Annotated in this window: 18 protein-coding genes; 11 read left to right on the top strand and 7 right to left on the bottom strand. The window is 58.3% G+C overall.

Translation table 11 applies throughout. The features are described from left to right. Positions 1 to 62 precede the first annotated feature (62 nt). Positions 63 to 842 (bottom strand): hypothetical protein, encoded by a 780-nt coding sequence (locus tag GM154_RS12930; protein ID WP_219652467.1) that lies wholly within the window; start codon positions 840 to 842, stop codon positions 63 to 65. A gap of 565 nt (positions 843 to 1,407) precedes the next feature. Between GM154_RS12930 and dctP the strand changes: the two genes are divergently transcribed. The 3 genes from dctP to dctM all read left to right on the top strand — a co-directional run bounded on the left by dctP (position 1,408) and on the right by dctM (position 4,417). Then, positions 1,408 to 2,400: a C4-dicarboxylate TRAP substrate-binding protein DctP gene (gene dctP / locus GM154_RS12925; RefSeq protein ID WP_074821469.1), complete on the top strand. Its 993-nt coding sequence runs from the start codon at positions 1,408 to 1,410 to the stop codon at positions 2,398 to 2,400. A gap of 107 nt (positions 2,401 to 2,507) precedes the next feature. Further along, positions 2,508 to 3,137 (top strand): TRAP transporter small permease, encoded by a 630-nt coding sequence (locus GM154_RS12920; RefSeq protein WP_010796642.1) that lies wholly within the window; start codon positions 2,508 to 2,510, stop codon positions 3,135 to 3,137. Next, positions 3,134 to 4,417, top strand: a complete 1,284-nt coding sequence (dctM, locus tag GM154_RS12915) for a C4-dicarboxylate TRAP transporter large permease protein DctM (RefSeq protein WP_219652466.1) — start codon at positions 3,134 to 3,136, stop codon at positions 4,415 to 4,417. Before GM154_RS12920 ends, dctM begins: the two co-directional genes overlap by 4 nt. Before the next feature lie 57 nt (positions 4,418 to 4,474). Here the strand turns inward: dctM and GM154_RS12910 are convergent, their stop codons facing one another. From GM154_RS12910 to GM154_RS12900, 3 genes are all read right to left on the bottom strand, one after another. Then, positions 4,475 to 5,176: a cold shock and DUF1294 domain-containing protein gene (locus GM154_RS12910; protein WP_219652465.1), complete on the bottom strand. Its 702-nt coding sequence runs from the start codon at positions 5,174 to 5,176 to the stop codon at positions 4,475 to 4,477. Between the two features lie 168 nt (positions 5,177 to 5,344). Then, positions 5,345 to 5,932, bottom strand: a complete 588-nt coding sequence (gene cysC, locus GM154_RS12905; RefSeq protein ID WP_219652464.1) for an adenylyl-sulfate kinase — start codon at positions 5,930 to 5,932, stop codon at positions 5,345 to 5,347. 8 nt (positions 5,933 to 5,940) lie between these two features. Continuing rightward, on the bottom strand, positions 5,941 to 6,645 hold the full coding sequence (locus tag GM154_RS12900) for a sulfotransferase family 2 domain-containing protein (RefSeq protein ID WP_219652543.1): 705 nt from the start codon (positions 6,643 to 6,645) through the stop codon (positions 5,941 to 5,943). A 410-nt stretch (positions 6,646 to 7,055) separates the two neighbouring features. Between GM154_RS12900 and GM154_RS12895 the strand changes: the two genes are divergently transcribed. Then, positions 7,056 to 7,250 (top strand): hypothetical protein, encoded by a 195-nt coding sequence (locus GM154_RS12895; RefSeq protein ID WP_219652463.1) that lies wholly within the window; start codon positions 7,056 to 7,058, stop codon positions 7,248 to 7,250. 55 nt (positions 7,251 to 7,305) lie between these two features. Here GM154_RS12895 and GM154_RS12890 read toward each other — a convergent pair whose 3' ends face one another. Continuing rightward, on the bottom strand, positions 7,306 to 8,556 hold the full coding sequence (locus GM154_RS12890; RefSeq protein WP_010796636.1) for an acyltransferase: 1,251 nt from the start codon (positions 8,554 to 8,556) through the stop codon (positions 7,306 to 7,308). Between the two features lie 223 nt (positions 8,557 to 8,779). Here GM154_RS12890 and GM154_RS12885 point away from each other — a divergent pair, with 223 nt between their 5' ends. Beyond that, complete coding sequence (locus GM154_RS12885; protein ID WP_219652462.1) at positions 8,780 to 9,256, top strand: hypothetical protein; 477 nt, start codon at positions 8,780 to 8,782, stop codon at positions 9,254 to 9,256. Positions 9,257 to 9,293: 37 nt separating this feature from the next. Here the strand turns inward: GM154_RS12885 and GM154_RS12880 are convergent, their stop codons facing one another. Both GM154_RS12880 and GM154_RS12875 read right to left on the bottom strand, forming a co-directional pair. Then, on the bottom strand, positions 9,294 to 10,790 hold the full coding sequence (locus tag GM154_RS12880) for a CoA-acylating methylmalonate-semialdehyde dehydrogenase (protein ID WP_219652461.1): 1,497 nt from the start codon (positions 10,788 to 10,790) through the stop codon (positions 9,294 to 9,296). Positions 10,791 to 10,851: 61 nt separating this feature from the next. Continuing rightward, on the bottom strand, positions 10,852 to 12,195 hold the full coding sequence (locus GM154_RS12875; protein WP_122041031.1) for an aspartate aminotransferase family protein: 1,344 nt from the start codon (positions 12,193 to 12,195) through the stop codon (positions 10,852 to 10,854). A gap of 134 nt (positions 12,196 to 12,329) precedes the next feature. Here GM154_RS12875 and GM154_RS12870 point away from each other — a divergent pair, with 134 nt between their 5' ends. The 6 genes from GM154_RS12870 (at position 12,330) to GM154_RS12845 (ending at position 18,569) form a co-directional block, all read left to right on the top strand. Next, complete coding sequence (locus GM154_RS12870; RefSeq protein ID WP_219652460.1) at positions 12,330 to 13,253, top strand: LysR family transcriptional regulator; 924 nt, start codon at positions 12,330 to 12,332, stop codon at positions 13,251 to 13,253. Positions 13,254 to 13,414: 161 nt separating this feature from the next. Then, on the top strand, positions 13,415 to 14,158 hold the full coding sequence (locus GM154_RS12865) for a gluconate 2-dehydrogenase subunit 3 family protein (RefSeq protein ID WP_010796629.1): 744 nt from the start codon (positions 13,415 to 13,417) through the stop codon (positions 14,156 to 14,158). A 3-nt stretch (positions 14,159 to 14,161) separates the two neighbouring features. Continuing rightward, complete coding sequence (locus GM154_RS12860) at positions 14,162 to 15,949, top strand: GMC family oxidoreductase (protein WP_219652459.1); 1,788 nt, start codon at positions 14,162 to 14,164, stop codon at positions 15,947 to 15,949. Positions 15,950 to 15,960: 11 nt separating this feature from the next. Continuing rightward, a complete protein-coding gene (locus GM154_RS12855; RefSeq protein WP_074821437.1) occupies positions 15,961 to 17,301 on the top strand; it encodes a cytochrome c in 1,341 nt (446 codons plus the stop codon). Between the two features lie 134 nt (positions 17,302 to 17,435). After that, entirely contained in the window at positions 17,436 to 17,744 is a 309-nt protein-coding gene (locus tag GM154_RS12850; RefSeq protein ID WP_083397806.1) for a YkgJ family cysteine cluster protein, read from the top strand. 261 nt (positions 17,745 to 18,005) lie between these two features. Next, entirely contained in the window at positions 18,006 to 18,569 is a 564-nt protein-coding gene (locus GM154_RS12845; protein WP_219652458.1) for a hypothetical protein, read from the top strand. Positions 18,570 to 18,651 lie beyond the last annotated feature (82 nt).

Raw genomic sequence — 18,651 nt, 5'->3', positions numbered from 1 at the left:
CTCGCTGATCCTGCCGTCCTTGGTTAGCGTGCCCTGTGAATAGACAGGGCAGCCACGCCGCATTACTGAACCGGCAGGAAGTTCATGAATAGCAGGCTTTGTGCGTAGCTCACCCCCAAGCGCCGATAACGCTCGTCCAGCACCTCGCTGATAAGATCGAGCCGCGCCACAATCTTGCCAAACTCCACCGCAAAGCTCAGGTTGCGTCCATCCTTGGACAACTGATTGGCCAGCAGTAAACGCTTACCCTGTAAGTCCTTGCGTTGCCCCAGCATCCAGGTTGCCTTTTCGATATTGCGGGCAGCATTGTTGATGAACTCGGCGCTGATCGTATCGGTGATATAGAACTCCATCCGACCGCCGTGGGCAGTGATCAGCATGGTGCCAATGGCATAGATGAACGCACCGGCCCGGTCGCCCTGAAACTCGGGACTCAAGGCATAGCTGAGCGCCTGGATATCCCTCAGGCCATTGAGCGAAGGCAGGTCACGGTTCTGCTCGATAGCCGTCTGGATGAGCTTTTCTGCCGCCTCGATCGTTGGCTGACCCGTCTTGCGCCACTCGGCCGGATTGCGGCGGTACAGCTTATCCAGCAGTCGATAGAGGCTGTTGAGGTTGTCACGCATCGCCAGCGTGGCCATACGATCCACATTGGTCTGGAAGAACTCGCCGGCATCAGCCGAATCATCCTTGTTCATTATGTCGGAATGGCTGAGCTGCCCGCAGCCGCCCAACGTGAAGAGCAGGGAAACCACCAGCAGCATTGTGTAGCAAGGACGGTACAGCTGTACGCGTCGGATCAGCGCAGCGAGCGGAAAAAAACAGGGAAACACAGAGATCATCGGCTTTCGTCAATTACTGCCCGGACGCTTAGTCCCGCGCAAGGTAGGCCAGTTCAGCCGGACAGTAAAAACGATGCGCTCACCTGATGCTGTGCGATACCCCTAGGAAATAAAGATCGGCCCTTAAAAGGGCTGATTCGCAAATGCTGCTTTTAATCGACGCACGGTTTTCAACTCAAACAGCTAGCAAAAAATGCCAATTACGACACAACTGAGCAAAATATGTCGCAATTAGGCAGTCCAGCAGTGGCGAAAAACCGCCAACCAGCGACATTAGTGGCGGATTACCGCCAACGCTTAGCAAAAGCTCTGCCGCCTCGTTAAGAGGGCTAGACCGATGGTACCTAAGAGACTTCCAGGCGGTGCTCTAGAGCGCCTGTCTTGAAATCATTGTGACATGGTATTGCACACCAGCGATCCCTATCGTTTCTCGGCATATTGCTTGCCCTATGATTTGTAGAGGCGAACTCTGCGTGTGCCGTCTAAGGTCGTTAATGATTAACGAATTCTGATATACATGCTGCCCTCATTGCCTCACCAATAATCACAACAAAGGAATACAGGTATGTTCAAGATGACGCTCAAGGCTCTGGCCTGCGCACTCGCGCTTGGTGCTGCCGGATTGGCTAATGCTGCAGATCCCATCGTAATCAAGTTCTCCCATGTCGTAGCCGAGCACACACCCAAAGGGCAAGGCGCCATTCTGTTCAAGAAGCTGGCGGAAGAGCGGCTGCCCGGCAAGGTAAAGGTCGAGGTCTATCCGAACTCGTCCCTGTTCGGCGACGGCAAGGAAATGGAAGCGCTGTTGCTGGGTGATGTGCAGATCATTGCGCCGTCACTGGCCAAGTTCGAGCATTACACCAAGCAGATACAGGTATTTGACCTGCCCTTCCTGTTCAATGACATGGCCGCCGTGGACCGCTTCCAGCAGAGCCCCGCGGGGCAGAACCTGCTCAAGTCCATGGAAGACAAGAACATCACCGGGCTGGGGTACTGGCATAACGGGCTGAAGCAGCTGTCTGCCAACAAGCCTTTACGCGAACCCAAGGATGCCCGTGGATTGAAGTTCCGTGTCCAGGCGTCTGCCGTGCTTGAAGAGCAATTCAAGGCAGTGCGCGCTAACCCGCGCAAGATGAGCTTTGCCGAGGTATATCAGGGCCTGCAGACCGGTGTGGTCAATGGTGCTGAAAACCCTTACTCCAACATCTACAGCCAGAAGATGTATGAAGTGCAGAAGTACATCACCGAGTCCAACCACGGCCTTCTGGACTACATGCTAATCACCAATACCAAGTTCTGGAATGGTCTGCCTACTGATGTGCGCAGCGAGCTGGACAAGATCATTGTGGAAGTCACGGCTGAAGTGAACAAGCAGGCTGATGCCCTGAACCAGGGCGACAAGCAGCGCATTCTGGATGCCAAGACCACCGAGATCATCACCCTGACGCCTGAAGAGCGGGCCAAGTGGCGCGATGCCATGAAGCCGGTTTGGCAGAAGTTCGAAGGCGAGATCGGTGCTGACTTGATTAAGGCCGCTGACGCGTCCAACCAGATCTAAGCACACCCCTGTAGCGCAGGCGAGCCCAGTGCCGCCTGCGCAGTGACGGATGGGCGGCCCTCGGCTGGCCCATCCCACGTCTGCCCTGCTTGGCGGGAGATCAATCGATGAGCGCCCTACGACGTATCTGGGACCACTTCGAGGAAGGTTTCATTGCCTTTCTCCTGGCGGCCATGACGCTTGTGACCTTCACCTACGTAATCCTCAATAACTTCTATACACCTTTCTATACCCTGGGCGATTACCTGGGCGGCAACGAAACGGTGCTGGCCATTGGTGACAAAATCCTCGACATGGCGCAGTCCATGACCTGGAGCAGCGCTCTGACCAAAGCCCTGTTCGCCTGGCTGATCTTTTTCGGTCTGGCCTATGGCGTGCGCACGGCAGGCCATATTGGTGTCGACGCACTGGTCAAGCTGGCCAGCAAGCCGGTTCAGCGCATCATTGGCCTGATCGCCTGTCTGTGCTGCCTGGGTTATGCGGGCCTCATCGCCGTTGCCAGTTTCGATTGGGTCCAGACTCTGCTAGGCGCCAGCATTGGCGCAGAGGACCTGGGCCATTTCGGGATCAAACAATGGCATATCACCCTGATCGTGCCGTTCGGCTATGCCATGGTATTCATTCGCTTCCTAGAAATTCTGGTCAGAATCATACGCAACCAGCAGACCGGCCTTGGGCTGGCCGACGAGGCCGCCGATGCCTTGAAACTCAAAGAGCATGAGGGAGAGAAACCATGACCGTCATCTTTCTCTTCGTCGTGCTGTTTGCACTGATGTTTATCGGCGTTCCGATTGCCGTGTCGCTGGGTCTGGCCGGCTCGGTCACCATCATGCTGTTCAGCCCCGACTCGGTTCGTTCACTGGCGATCAAGCTGTTCGAGACGTCCGAGCATTACACCCTGCTGGCGATTCCGTTCTTCCTGCTGTCTGGCGCGTTCATGACAACGGGCGGTGTGGCAAAGCGGCTGATCGATTTCGCTAACGCCTGCGTAGGCCACATCCGCGGCGGTCTGGCCATCTCGGCCGTACTGGCGTGCATGCTGTTTGCGGCCCTGTCCGGCTCGTCTCCGGCCACGGTGGCGGCGGTAGGTTCCATTGCCATTGCCGGGATGGTCCGCTCCGGCTACCCACAGGCTTTTGGTGCGGGAATCGTTTGTAATGCGGGCACCCTGGGCATTCTGATTCCACCGTCCATTGTGATGGTGGTTTATGCGGCGGCTACCGAGCAGTCGGTGGGCAAACTGTTCATGGCCGGCGTGATCCCCGGTCTGCTGCTGGGCGTGGTGTTGATGGTGGCGATCTATATCGTCGCCCGAAAGATGAACCTGCCCGCCTTGCCTCGTGCGTCGCTGCGTGAGCTTCTTACCACGGCGCGCAAGGCGATCTGGGGCTTGCTGCTGATGGTGATCATCCTCGGCGGGATCTATTCGGGCATGTTCACTCCGACCGAAGCCGCAGCTGTCGCCGCGGTCTATGCCGGATTCGTGGCCCTGTTCGTGTACAAGGACATGACCCTCCGCGACTGCCCGAAGGTGCTGCTGGAGTCCGGCAAGCTGAGCATCATGCTGATGTTCATCATTGCCAACGCCATGCTCTTTGCCCATGTACTGACTACGGAACAGATACCTCAGCAGATCACCGCCTGGGTGGTTGAAATGGGCCTGCAACCCTGGCAGTTCCTACTGGTGGTCAATATCCTGCTGCTGGTTGCCGGTGCGTTCATGGAGCCGTCGGCCATCATTCTGATCCTGGCGCCGATCCTCTTTCCCATCGCCGTTCAACTGGGAATAGACCCGATCCACCTGGGTATCATCATGGTCGTAAACATGGAGATCGGCCTGATTACGCCGCCGGTAGGGTTGAACCTGTTCGTAACATCCGCCGTGACAGGCATGCCGCTGGCCAACGTCATCCGCGCGGCCATGCCGTGGCTGATGCTGCTGATCAGCTTCCTTCTGATCATCACCTACATCCCGGCGATCTCGCTGGCGTTGCCTAACTGGCTAGGCATGAGCTGATCGCTTACTGTGCCTGTCCTTGCAGCCCGGCTTTTATGCCGGGCTGTTTCATTTCGTTTAAAAGAACAGAGGCACGCGGTCAAACAGATGCAAGCGGTGAAAAAATAGCTCATCTGCCCACAACGCCTCATGCAGCAGCACGATGATCCAGAAGACAGCCTGATAGCTCACCTTGCGGGTCTTGTGGCGAAAGACCTGTTGCGCCACAAGACCACCCGGCCAACCGCCGGCCAACTCAAGTATGTGCAGGGTTTTCTCAGGGATACGCCGCTGCGCCTTCAGTGCGCTCTGCTTGTCATGCCAATAGAGCAGGAAGGCCACCAAGCTTGCGCTACCATAGAGGGCCAGCGGGAAGAAGCTGTATCGTGTAGACAGAACATGCAAACTTCCCCAAACAGGCAACACGCAAAGTACCGCGAAGAGGACGAGCTTGACCGGCAGGTCCTGAATACCGCCATGGCGCTGTTGACGCGGACGTGGTGCCTGGGTAGACCGGGAAGCCGTTCTGGCAGGCTTGGATCGTTGTCGAATGGATGGTTTGTCCAGCGTCATACCTGCATTCAGACGAATATGCTCCGCCCGCAGACGCCCTTTGCCGTCAGGCCCCGCGACATACAGGACCTTTTCACCGGCTACCGGCCGCCGATCACCCCGTACCGCTGAAATATGAGCGAACACCTCATCCCCGCCCTGCTCCGGCCGGATGAACCCAAAACCCTTTTCGTCATTCCAGCTCTTCAACGTCCCGCGCTGTTCCATCGTCCGCTCTGCCTGGAAAAAGCAGGCATGCTACCGGAACGACAGGCGTCAGTAACAGGGCGGACAGTGGATGGGTATTGCGTTCCCCTACCCATACGCTTACCTCTAAGTACTTCGGAAACGCATCCTTCGCCCAACCGTTTCAGCTGTCTTACTTACCCGTTCAGCTCAGGCCTCCGGCGTCAGCAATTCGATCAATGCCTGCGTTGCCTCGGGAATAGACAGGCGCGCTGTGTCGATTTCGCAATCAGCATCATAAGGTGGCTCGTAGGGACTATCGAACCCGGTAAAATTGTGGATTCTTCCCTCCCGCGCGGCGCGGTACAGCCCCTTGGGATCACGCCGTGCACACTCCTCAAATGATGTGCTGACGTACACGCAACGAAACTGGCCCGGCTCGAACAAGGCCCGCGCGGCATCACGATCGGCCTGGAACGGTGAAATCGCCGAGACGATCACCACCAATCCCGCCTCTACCATCAGCTTCGCCACCTCGGCTATTCGCCGGATATTTTCGCTCCGCTCCGCCGCCGACATCCCCAGGTCACGGCATAGCCCATTGCGCAGGTTATCGCCGTCCAGCACGTAGGCATGCAGGCCGCGCTGGTGCAGTGCCAAATCAAGACTGTTCGCCAGGGTAGACTTGCCCGCACCGGAAAGCCCGGTCAGCCACAGGCAACAAGGCTTTTGCCCCAACGCCTGTGCACGCGCCGAGGCGGGCAGGGTCAGATCATAAGGCCGGATACAGCTTCCCATCGGCGTCCTCACGCATAACCTAATAATTCGAAATCACGTGCATACACCCGGCGAATCAGCCGCCGTGTGCGCGCCGTACAAAAGGCATGCGCAGGCCCCGCCTCCCGCTGCCGCGACGGATTGATATGTGGCAGCGTCGCCGACAGGTCCAAGATATCCATCAGTCGAGCGAAATCTTCCTCAAGCGACTCCTGGCGCCCAATGAAATCCATTGCCAGCCGCCCCAGGGAATCTGTCAGAAAGTCGGTCTGCGGCGCGAAGTGAATCTGCCGCCGGATGTTGTCCTCATGCAGCCACTGTGCGACGAACGTATTGAAATTGTCATAGCGCGACATCAACCGCCATGCGGAAAGATCACGCGCGATGGGCTCATTTCCCCTTAAAAAGGCAAATGCCGAATACGCCCGCTCCAGCGGATGGCGCACAAAGGTAAATTTGAAACTCTGCTCGAAGGCCTCGGGAAACTGCTGCTCATACCAATACAGCGGCAGATGCCCCGGTCGCCAGCCATCGAACAAGGCCTTGCATAGGCTGCTTCCAGCGCACTTGGGTACATGGATGAATAGGCAGTTTTGATCGGCAAACGGCTTGGGAAAAATCACATTCCCGGACATGACCTTGTTCACCACTTGCCGATCGACCACTGAAAGACGACCCAGCAGAAAGTTTCGCTGCGCCTTGGGGATAAGCTTCCATAGATACCGCTGCAACATACCTGTTTGTACCGCCTGAATTTTGCGCAAAGCCATCCGTAGATACACATGGCTGAAAAGGCGAAAAGGCTAGCAGAGGCCCTCGCCATTTAAGGTTTCGAGTAGGTAAAAGCCATGTAAAGGCGCTGATACAGAAGCGATCTGCCTCACGCGGCTACTTTTGTTCTGAATAAGCGTACAAACCGCTCTACACTGGGCTTTCGGCCATTTCGCCTGCTATGCGGCTGTGTATCGCCTGGGTAAAGTCGGCACGACAGCCAGGAGGGCTGTGCTTAGATAGCTCAACAACACGACAAGGACCGGGTATGAAACAAGCACCCCTTCTTTCTACAACTGCACTGGCATTGGGCCTGTTTGGCAGCGTTGCGCTGGCCGATCAGGAGCCGCCGCCCCCCGGCTAGCATGACCGTATGCCGCCGCCCGCGGCGTTTGAAGTGTGCGAAGGTAAGCCTGTCGGCGCGCCAGTCATGCTTACTCTGCCTGACGGCAAGGCACTCAAAGGCGTCTGCAAGGACTTCCAAGGCCGGCTCGCCGCCATGCCTGAGCATATGCCACCGCCACCCAAAGACGGCGCCCCGCCCGGCTCTCCGCCAGACGCGCGATAGACTCTATAAAAAACCGCCTCTAAGGACGGTTTTTTATAACTAATACAGAGCGCGTCTAAGCGCCCCGACCTTTCCTGTACTTCTGAGGCAAATGCGCCTCCAGCCAACGGCGCAGGGGGCCGATCAGAAAACGTTGAATCAACAGTCCCAGGCCAATAACTACGATCAGGTGAGGGATAAGGCTCCACAGGGGAATGGTGACCACATCGCCCAACACATCGCTGACAGCATCACTGATCGCGTCACTGGCGGCTTCCTGCGCCTGGGTAAAGAAGGCCAGCAGATGCCGTGTCCACGGATCGATCAAGCTGATCATGGGGGTGTGAATGGCAAAGATGCACAGCGATGCCTCGCCCAGCCGCCGGGCCAGTTGTTGCAGGGAGGCGCTTTCCGGTGCGCGGAAGGTAGCGCACGCAAGCAGTAGCAAGCCCTGAAAAGGCGTCAGCAGACCATTATGAACCAGATAGAACCAACGGCGCCCGTCCTGCTGCAAGAGCCATGCCCCGATGAAAAGGCCACTCAAGCCAACGGCAATCAGGCAGTACCGGTAGCGCTCTGCCAGTTGGGCCAGAGAAGGCTCCTGCAAGGCGCGATAAAGAATGATGCCAATCAGAAACTCTGGCAGGCGAATCACCGGGTTGCGATGGATAACGCCTACGGTCACATAGTCATAGGCATGCAGCCAGGTCGCCAACAAAGGCACCAGCAGGTAAGCGCCCCATAACGCGAACCCTATCAGTATCCAGCGGCGCGCCGCCATCAGGCGTGGTGCGAGCAAGGGGAACAGGATATAGAAGAACAGCAGCGCAGAAATGGACCAGGTCGCACCATTGAGCCAGAGAAAGCGTGGCTCCCAAGACTGAAGCAGCAGAATCTGCATCAGGATATGAACACCTGCCATGAGCCAGGAGATGGGCAGCAACTCCTCCAGCCCCTCGCCATCCTCCAGCGACGCGTAGGGATGCTGGTTGTAATACACCGGCACACCGTCTGCCGAAGGGGCATTCATCGCCAGTACACCCAGCGCGATAGCCAACGTCATCAGGTGGATGGGATAGAGATTGCACAATCGCCGCGCGATAAAGCCGGCCTGGCTGCCCTTCATTTTGCCCTGATCATCCAGGCATACATGCGCCAGCAGAAAGCCGGACAACAGGAAGAAAGTGCTAGTCGCGTAAAAGCCCATGCCGACGAGCTTTTGAAAAAGCCACGGTGCGTCACCGTACAGGCCGCCCAGGTGGTAGACCACCATGTAAAGGGCCATCAGAAAACGAAGCCATTCAAGGCCGTAGTAATGCTTGGTCATAGTGAAGGCGAAACGATCAAAGCAGTCATCGAACCGTCATTATGCCAACATTGGACGCCGGCTCGTTGCAGGATGTGTTAGCACGCTGAAACACCTTGGCCACGTATCGACCGCCTTCCCTGAAACATCAATTTCCGCAATGGTCGTTATCTCTGCGCTTCATTTCTAGCATCAAGCGATTGATTCGATAATGAACGTATCGAATCTTCTTGCTGAGGCAACCATGAACACGCTTATCCAACACGGTAAGGCAGCCTTGCTGATCGCGCCTCTGTTACTGGCAGGCTGTGCAATCAGTGCCCCGTTTAACGCAGCCCCCGAAAGCAACACAGTTCAGGCACCGGCTAGAACCCAGGGCGGATCGCTGACCGTCAATCGCATCGAGCCCGCTGCAGGACAATACGTCCTGAGCCTCTCGACAACAGCGCAGCACCCCTCCTACTCGGATTGCAGCACTGCGCTGATCACCTCCGGCACGGACCAGTTCCAGGCCGATGTTGTGCAACGCCAGCAGTACACCAAGTCGGACTACAACGTCACGTACGACGTGACGCTAAGCAACGCTCAGATGCAGCATCTGGCAGGTAACGACACTTTGAACGTTCAGCTCTGCAATGTTCAGTACTCGGTGTCACACGCACAGATCAATGACCTGCAAGCCAAGTTTCTGGCCGTGACCAAACCGAGTCCTCAAGCTTGAGGGCTAGCCGACAGACCAGCCCTTGACCGTACCGTAATCAGCCGTTACTCGGAAACGCAAACTGCGCCGCTTCATGCGTGGCGCGTTGTGGCCAGCGTTGGGTGATGGTTTTGCGGCGGGTGTAGAAGCGTACGCCGTCCGGGCCGTAGGCGGCGAGGTCGCCGAAGATCGAGCGCTTCCAGCCGCCAAAGCTGTGGTAAGCCACCGGAACGGGTAGCGGGACGTTGATGCCGACCATGCCCACTTCGATCTCGTCGCTGAAGAGTCGTGCAGACTCGCCGTCGCGGGTGAAGATACAGGTGCCGTTGCCATATTCATGGGCGTTGATCAGCGCGATGGCGTCTTCCAGGCTGTTGACGCGCACCACGCATAGCACCGGGCCAAAGATCTCTTCTTTATAGATACGCATCTCCGGGGTGACCTGATCGAACAGGCAGCCGCCGAGGAAGAAACCGTTGCTGTAGTCGGCAACCTTGAGGCTGCGACCATCAACGACCAGCTTGGCACCCGCCGCTTCGCCATCTTGTACATAGCCGGTGACTTTTTCCAGCGCGGCCTTGGTGACCAGTGGGCCCATGTCGAGCCCCTTGCAGGTGCCGGGGCCAACCTTGAGGCTTTGGATTTGCGGGGTGAGGCGCTCGATTAGCGCATCGGCAATCTGATCACCCACGCACACCGCCACGGAGATGGCCATGCAGCGCTCGCCACAGGAGCCGTACGCGGCACCCATTAATGCGCTAACGGCGTTGTCCAAGTCGGCGTCAGGCATTAGCACCGCATGGTTCTTCGCACCGCCCAGGGCCTGGACGCGCTTGCCGCGGGCGGCGCCTTCCTTATAGATGTATTCAGCAATTGGGGTAGAGCCAACAAAGCTCAGCGCCTTGACCTCAGGTGCCTGGATCAGTGCATCCACGGCGTCCTTGTCGCCATGCACCACGTTGAGCACGCCCTTGGGTAGGCCGGCTTCGTACATGAGTTCAGCAATCAGCAGTGTGGAGCTGGGATCACGCTCGGAAGGCTTGAGGATAAAGCAGTTACCGCAGGCGATGGCTAGCGGATACATCCACAAGGGCACCATGGCCGGGAAGTTGAACGGTGTGATACCCGCAACCACGCCCAGCGGCTGGAAGTCGGACCAGCTATCAATCGCCGGACCTGCATTGCGGCTGTACTCGCCCTTGAGCAGCTCGGGCGCAGCGGTGGCATATTCGACGTTCTCGATACCGCGCTTGAGTTCACCGGAGGCATCTTCCAGCGTCTTGCCGTGCTCTTCGCTGATCAACTGTACGATGCGCTGCTCGTTCTGCTCCAGCAGTTGCTTGAAGCGGAACAGGACCTGGGCGCGTTTGGCTGGCGGGGTGTTGCGCCAAGCAGGGAAGGCTGCCTTGGCCGCGTCGATGGCCTTTTGCACGGTGTCGCGGCTAGCCAACGGCACCTGATGAATGACTTCGCCAGTTGAAGGGTTGTAGACATCTGCCGTGCGGCCGTTGTCGGCAAAGGCTTCGCCGTTGATGAGGTGGTTCAAGGTGGTCATATCGATTCCCTGTAAAGGCGGCGCGTCGGGTAACGGTGGCGCGCCGCTGTACGAAAAATAATCAGGCCGTGGCGTTGAGGGCTTCGCCCACGGCGTCGAACAGGCGGTCCAGTTCTTCCGGCGTGCTGATAAAGGGAGGGCCGAATTGCAGGGTGTCGCCGCCGAAGCGGACGTAGAACCCGGCCTTCCACAGTTTCAGCGAGGCCTCGTAAGGGCGGACGATCGCATCGCCATCACGCGGAGCGAGCTGGATCGCGCCGGCCAGGCCGTAGTTACGGATATCGACGATGTGCTTGGCACCGCGCACACCATGGATACGCTGCTCAAAATGCGGGGCTAGTTCGGCTACACGCTGAATAAGGTTGTCCCGCTCCAGAATTTCCAGTGCAGCCAGACCCGCCGCACAGGCGACTGGATGCGCGGAGTAGGTGTAGCCGTGACCAAACTCGACGGCGTAATCCGGCGTGCCCTGGTTCATGAAGGTGTCATGGATTTCGGTGGTCGCCACCACCGCGCCCATAGGGATCACGCCGTTGGTGATCTGCTTGGCGAGGTTCATGATGTCGGGCGTGACGCCAAAGCTGTCCGCACCAAACATGGAACCGGTGCGGCCAAAGCCGGTAATCACCTCGTCAAAGATCAGCAGGATATTGTGCTGCGTGCAAATCTCGCGCAGGCGTTGCAGGTAGCCCTCCGGCGGCACGATCACGCCTGCAGAGCCGGACATAGGCTCGACGATGACCGCCGCGATGTTGGAGGCATCGTGTAGCTCGATCAGTTTGAGCATTTCGTTCGCCAGCTCGACGCCAGTCTTGGGCATGCCTTTGGTGAACTCGTTGCCCGGCAGCAGGGTATGCGGCAAGTGGTCTGCGTCCATCAACTGGCCGTACATCTTGCGGTTAGCCCCAATGCCGCCCAAGCTGGTGCCGGCAATGTTCACCCCGTGGTAGCCACGGGCACGGCCAATCATCTTGGTCTTGGTGGCCTGCCCTTTCAGACGCCAGTAGGCACGGGCCATTTTCACAGCCGTATCGGCGCATTCGGAGCCTGAGTTGACAAAGAACACGTGGTTCAGGTCTCCCGGTGTCAGGCTGGCGATCTTTTCGGCCAGCTTGAAGGACAGCGGATGACCGTACTGGAAGCCCGGTGAATAATCGAGCTGCAGCGCCTGCTTACCTACCGCCTCGGCAATCTCCTTGCGTCCGTGCCCCGCCCCTACACACCACAAGGCAGACAGACTATCGTACAGTTTGCGGCCCTGATCGTCGGTCAGATACGCACCCTCGGCCGCCACCAGAATGCGCGGGTCCTTCTTGAAGGCGCGGTTGGCGGTATAGGGCATCCAGTGGTGGGTCAGGTCGAGTTCGCTGGCAAGTGGTGGCGATACGGTCAGGGGCTGGTTCATGCAGGGCCTCGGGGTACAAGACATGAGCTGGACGGGGCAATAGGAATCGTCCCGACGAAAGCCTCAGCTTGAGCCTGACCTTGGATGAGTTAAAGCGTATTCTTCTTACGTTTACTCAAGAAAAAACTCACCTAATGAGCACACCTCGCAAAGCCCCGCTTGGCCAAGTCAGCGATTTCGATATCCGCCTCCTGCGTCTGTTCAAGACAGTAGCGGAATGCGGCAGCTTTGCAGCGGCAGAAAGTGCCCTGGGTATCACCCGCTCGGCTATCAGCCTGCACATGGGCGATCTGGAAAAGCGGCTGGGGATGCGCTTGTGCCAGCGCGGCCGCGCCGGGTTTGCACTCACGGATGAAGGCCGGGAAGTGCTGCGGGCCAGCCAGAGCCTACTGGCCGCGCTGGAAGGCTTTCGCAGTGAAGTAAACGCCCTGCACCAGCAACTGCGGGGCGAGCTGAACATCGGCATCATCAACAACCTCGTCACCTTGCCGCAAATGCGCGTGACCCATGCGCTGCGCAAACTGAAGGCATTGGGGCCGGGTGTGCGGGTGAACATTGGCATGATGACGCCGGGCGAAATCGAACGCGGGGTACTGGATGGACGGCTGCATATTGGCGTGGTCCCGCTGATCAACCCGCTGTCCGGCCTGGAATACACAGCGCTTTATGAGGAACGCTCGCAACTGTATTGCAGCCATGAGCACCCTTTGTTCCACCGGCCCGATGAGGAGATTCCGGATGAGGCGCTACGCATGGCCGATGCTGTGGCGCCGAACTATCGATTGACGGCCGAGGCGTTGGAACGACACCAGACGCTCAACTGTACGGCCACTGCATCGGACCGCGAAGGGATTGCCTTTCTGCTGCATACCGGCAGTTACATCGGGTATCTGCCAGATCATTATGCCGCCAGCTGGGTGATGCAGGGCGTCCTGCGGCCGCTCAAGCCGGAGCGTTTCTTCTACTCCATTCCGCTCTGTGCCGCGATGCGCAAGGGCCGCCGCCCCAACCTGATCCTCCAGCGGTTTCTGGAGGCGCTTGAGCATACCCAGGCCTGACGGGCTGTACGTTCTTATCCATACGTTTTAAAGGGTCATCAGGAACCTGCCCGCGGCGCGCCGGTCGATGATGAGGCAATCTGTCGCAGATCCGCACAAATTGTTACACTTAAATGCTTAGCTTACTAACATTTAAAGCCTGATGGCTGATGGGAACCCTCATGTCCGCTGATGATACGTCTAACGCCCGCCGCGACTTTCTACGTAAGTCTCTAACCCTGATCCCCGTGGTGACACTTGCCACTACAGGCGGCGCCAGCCTGGCTCTGGCCGAGACGAAGGAGCGACAGCGTGACGAGGACAAGCCGGGCCAGAGCGCCCGCGCAGACGCCTATCAGCCCACCTTTTTCACGCCGGAAGAATGGACGTTTATCCACGCCGCCGTCGCCCGGCTGATTCCCGCTGATGATCGCGGCCCTGGTGCGGTGGAGGCTGGTGTACCGGAGTACATCGACCGGCAGATGAATACCCCCTATGCCCAAGGGGCGAAGTGGTACATGCAGGGGCCTTTCCAACCCGATGCACCTTCGGAGATGGGGTACCAGCTCAAGCTCAATCCGCAACAGGTTTTCCGCCTGGGCATCAAGGCCGCGGATGACTGGTCGCGCCAGCAACACGGCAAGCCGTTTGCCGAGCTGGATACCGGCACCCAGGATGCCGCACTTCGTCAGTTTGAAGCCGGTGAGGCCGAGTTCGCCCCGCTTCCTGCCAAGACCTTCTTTGCCGCTCTGTTGCAAAGCACCAAAGAAGGCTTTTTCTGCGACCCGATCCATGGTGGCAATAAGGATATGGTGGGCTGGAAGCTAGTGGGCTTTCCCGGCGCCCGCGCCGACTTTATGGATTGGGTGGAGCGCGATGTGGCGTACCCCTTCCCGCCGGTTTCCATCCGCGGCGAGAGGGCTTGATCCATGGCAAAAGTGATGCAGAAAGCCGATGCGGTGATCGTAGGCTTTGGCTGGACTGGAGCCATCATGGCTAAAGAACTGACTGAAGCGGGTCTTTCCGTGGTCGCGCTGGAGCGTGGCCCAATGCGTGATACCTACCCAGATGGTTCCTACCCACAGGTGATCGACGAGCTGACCTACAGCATCCGCAAGAAGCTGTTCGCGGATACATCCAAGGAAACCGTCACCATTCGCCACAACGTGAGCCAGACGGCACTGCCCTATCGTCAGCTCGGCGCCTTTCTGCCCGGCGATGGCGTAGGCGGTGCGGGTTTGCACTGGTCCGGTGTGCATCTGCGGGTCGACCCGGTGGAGCTGCGCCTGCGCAGTCACTATGAAGAACGGTACGGCAAGAATTTCATCCCGGATGGTATGACCATCCAGGACTTTGGCGTGACCTACGAGGAGCTGGAGCCGTACTTCGATTTTGCCGAAAAAGTCTTCGGCACCTCGGGTCAGGCCTGGACGGTAAAGGGTGAGTTGGTTGGCAAAGGCAAAGGCGGCAATCCCTTTGCGCCGGACCGCTCCGATCACTTTCCGCTCACGCCGCAAAAGAATACGGTGTCAGCGCAGCTGTTTCAGAAGGCCGCCTGGGATGTGGGCTACCACCCCTATGACCTGCCCTCGGCTAATACCTCCGGCCCTTACACCAATCCCTACGGCTGCCAGATGGGGCCGTGCAATTTCTGCGGATATTGCAGCGGGTACGTCTGCTACATGTACTCCAAGTCTTCGCCCAACCTGAACATCCTGCCGGCGCTGCGCCAGGAACCCAAGTTCGAACTGCGCGCCGATGCCCACGTGCTGAAGGTCAACTTGACCGACGACAAGAAGCTCGCCACCGGCGTGACCTATGTGGACGCCCAGGGCAACGAGATTGAGCAACCGGCCGATATCGTCATTCTCGGCGCTTTCCAGTTCAACAACGTGCGGCTGATGCTGCTTTCAGGCATCGGCAAGCCCTATGACCCGAAAACCGGCGAAGGCGTGGTCGGCAGAAACTTCGCCTACCAGAACATGGCGACCATCAAGGCCTACTTCGACAAGGACCAGCACTTCACCAACCCCTTCATCGGTGCGGGCGGTAATGGCGTGGCGGTGGATGACTTCAATGCCGATAACTTCGACCACGGCCCTCACGGCTTTGTAGGTGGCTCGCCGTTCTGGGTGAACCAGGCGGGCACGCGCCCCATCGCCGGTGTAAGCAATCCTCCGGGCACACCCAATTGGGGCAGCCAGTGGAAGGCGGCAGCGGCCGATTACTACAACCATCAACTGTCCATGGATGCCCACGGAGCGCACCAGTCCTACCGCGACAACTACCTGGACCTCGATCCGACCTACAAGGATGCGTATGGAATGCCGCTCCTGCGCATGACCTTCGACTGGAAGGAAAACGACATCAAGATGACGCACTTCATGGTCGATAAGATGAAGCGCATCGCCGAAGCCATGAATCCCAAGGCCATCAATGTACAGGTCAAGGCGCCGGGAACGCATTTCAATACGGTCAGCTATCAGACTACCCACCTGAACGGCGGCGCCATCATGGGAACCGACCCCAAGACCAGCGCCCTCAACCGTTACCTGCAGAGCTGGGATGTGCACAACGTGTTCGTTCCGGGCGCCTCGGCCTTCCCACAGGGGCTGGGCTACAACCCGACAGGCCTTGTGGCAGCCCTCACCTACTGGTCGGCACGCGCCATCCGCGAGCAGTACCTGAAAAACCCTGGCCCACTGGTGCAGGCATGAGGACGTCGACCATGAAAGCACTCATCTCTGCACTGGCCCTGGGGTTCATCGCTCTGCCTGCTTTTGCTCAAGAGGCCGGACCTGATCAGGAATTGATCAAGAAAGGCGAATACCTGGCCCGCGCTGGTGACTGTGTGGCCTGCCACACGGCAGCCGGTGGCAAACCCTTCGCCGGCGGCCTGCCGATGGGCACGCCCATTGGCACCATTTACTCGACCAATATCACGCCGGATAAGGAAACCGGCATCGGCAATTACAGTTTCGAGGATTTTGACAAGGCGGTACGCCACGGCATCGCCAAGGAAGGGCATTCGCTCTATCCGGCCATGCCGTATCCCTCTTATGCACGCGTCACCGAAGAGGACATGCGCGCCCTGTACGCCTACTTCATGCACGGCGTTCAGCCGGTGACTCAGCCCAACCAGGACGTGGCCATTCCCTGGCCGCTGTCGATGCGCTGGCCCCTGGCTGTCTGGCGCAAGCTGTTCGCGCCGGAAGTTGCCGACTTCAAACCGGCGCAGGGCATGGACCCGGTGGTTGCCCGTGGCGCCTATCTGGTGGAGGGCCTGGGCCATTGCGGTGCCTGCCACACACCCCGCGGCATTGCCATGCAGGAAAAAGCCCTCAGCGATGCCGACGGCAAGGACTTCCTTGCGGGTAGCGCCCCGCTGGAAGGCTGGGTTGCCAAAAGCCTGCGCAATGACCACAAGGAAGGCATTGCCCGGTGGGACGAGGCGCAGCTGGTGGAATTCCTCAAGACAGGCCGCTCGGATGACATGGCCGTCTTTGGCGGTATGACGCAGGTGGTCGAGCACAGCCTGCAGTACATGAGCGACGAGGATCTGACCGCAATCGTCCGTTACCTGAAGACGCTTTCACCGGTCCATCCGGACGCCCCACCCTATCAGCGCAACAATGCCGTTTCGGAAATGCTGGTAAAAGGGGATGAAAGCAAGCGCGGCGCAGCGGTCTACATCGACAACTGCAACGCCTGTCACCGCTCGGATGGCCTGGGCTACACCCGGGCGTTCCCGGCACTGGCCGGTAACACCGTGGTGCAGACGGAAGACCCGACGTCCCTTATCCACATTGTGCTGGAAGGGGGCAAGCTGCCGGGTCTCAAGAGTGCACCCTCGACCATCGTCATGCCTGCCTTCGGCTGGCGGTTGAGCGATCAGCAAGTAGCGGATGTGGTGACCTTTATCCGGACCAGCTGGGGCAACAAGGGCGGTCCGGTGGATGCCGATGCCGTCGCCAAACTGCGCAACAGCGATAATCGCACCACCTCGGGCGATGACATCGGGCAAACGGCGTATGGCAATCAGCCGGAGCAGAATCCAACGCCCCGGTAATCGGTCGCTGACGGAACGCAGGCAGACACGAGAGGTCTGCGGTCCGTCAGTTTTCTTCCTGATGGATCATTCTTCGTTTTGAGCAGGCCTTAACTGCCGGTAACCTTGCAGCCTGCCTTTACCCCGGTGATCACGTGATTCCGCTCCATAACCTGCCTGCCTCTGCGCCGCCCGCCAAGCCCGAACCCAGTGTCACTTGTGACACCTGTGCGGCCAAGTGCTGCCGTCTGGAAGTCATGCTGATTACGGATACCGGCGTTCCCATGCGCTTTATCGAGGAGGACCAATGGGGCTCGATGACCATGGCGCGCCTGGACGACGGCTGGTGCGCCGCGCTGGATCGAGAAACCATGCGATGCAGCATCTATGAGAATCGCCCCTTGATCTGCCGCGAATTCGAGATGGGTGGGGACGATTGCCTGGAAGAGCGCAACGCCTTCTGATAACCAGGGTACGCCCTAATGAATAGGCTACTCAGCGAGCACATTCGCTGTATGTAAGCCTGTATGCAAGGCATTATGTGCGCTCGGGCGTTTTAGTGGCCTTTGTCCACAGAGCAATCGACAGGCACGGCATTTTCAAAAGGCGAATCCGCTTCCAAATTGAACAATAGTTGTACACCGGGCGAACCGATGCCCTTTATGCGCGTCAATATCGACCAATTGAAATGATCCTTGCGTTCTGTTCCACGGAGAGGAAGCCCAATGCGTTTTAAAGCCTTTTGGATGGCTTTGTCACTTTTACCCCTGAGCTGTCTGGCAGATATCAAAGTTGACCTGGCCGATTACATTGTGCAGGCCTCGGAACCCAAGCGGACCGAGACGTTAGCCAAGTTGCCGCCTATCATTGAGCAATTCGGCAAGTCGCTGGGCTGCTCCTTTTCGATGGACCCACGCAATATCATCCCCTACCAGCTGGAGGGAAAATCGGTTTTCCTGGCGGTGTACGAGCTGGATGTCGGCTGCAGCGGCACACCTACCGCCACTCGGCCGCTCATGGCCATCCTGCGCCAGAGCCCGGGCGGCGACTATTTCATCGATGCCGATTACTCGATGCCCAAGCAGAGCTCAACAGAGCTTCCCAAGCACATCAGCAGCCTTTTCATCCGAAACGATGACCTCTGGTATCAGGGGCTCACCTTCAAGGCAGCCGATGCGTCCTGCTGTCCGACACTGGATGTCACTGGCCGTATCGCCCTGGAAAATGGCGTCTGGAAAGAACATCAGCGCATGCCGCTGGAACGCATTCCAAGCACTGTAACGCCATGATCTTCCGCATGGAGTTGGTTATAATTTAACCAGCCTCGGCAGGCCTACCTTACTGTTTTGCAACATGATTCAGTAGGTGGGA

It is taken from the genome of Pseudomonas sp. MAG002Y, assembly GCF_019400845.1.
Lineage (GTDB): Bacteria > Pseudomonadota > Gammaproteobacteria > Pseudomonadales > Pseudomonadaceae > Chryseomonas > Chryseomonas luteola.
The sequence above is the reverse complement of the archived record's forward strand: the minus strand, read 5'-3'. Positions and strand labels throughout refer to the sequence as shown.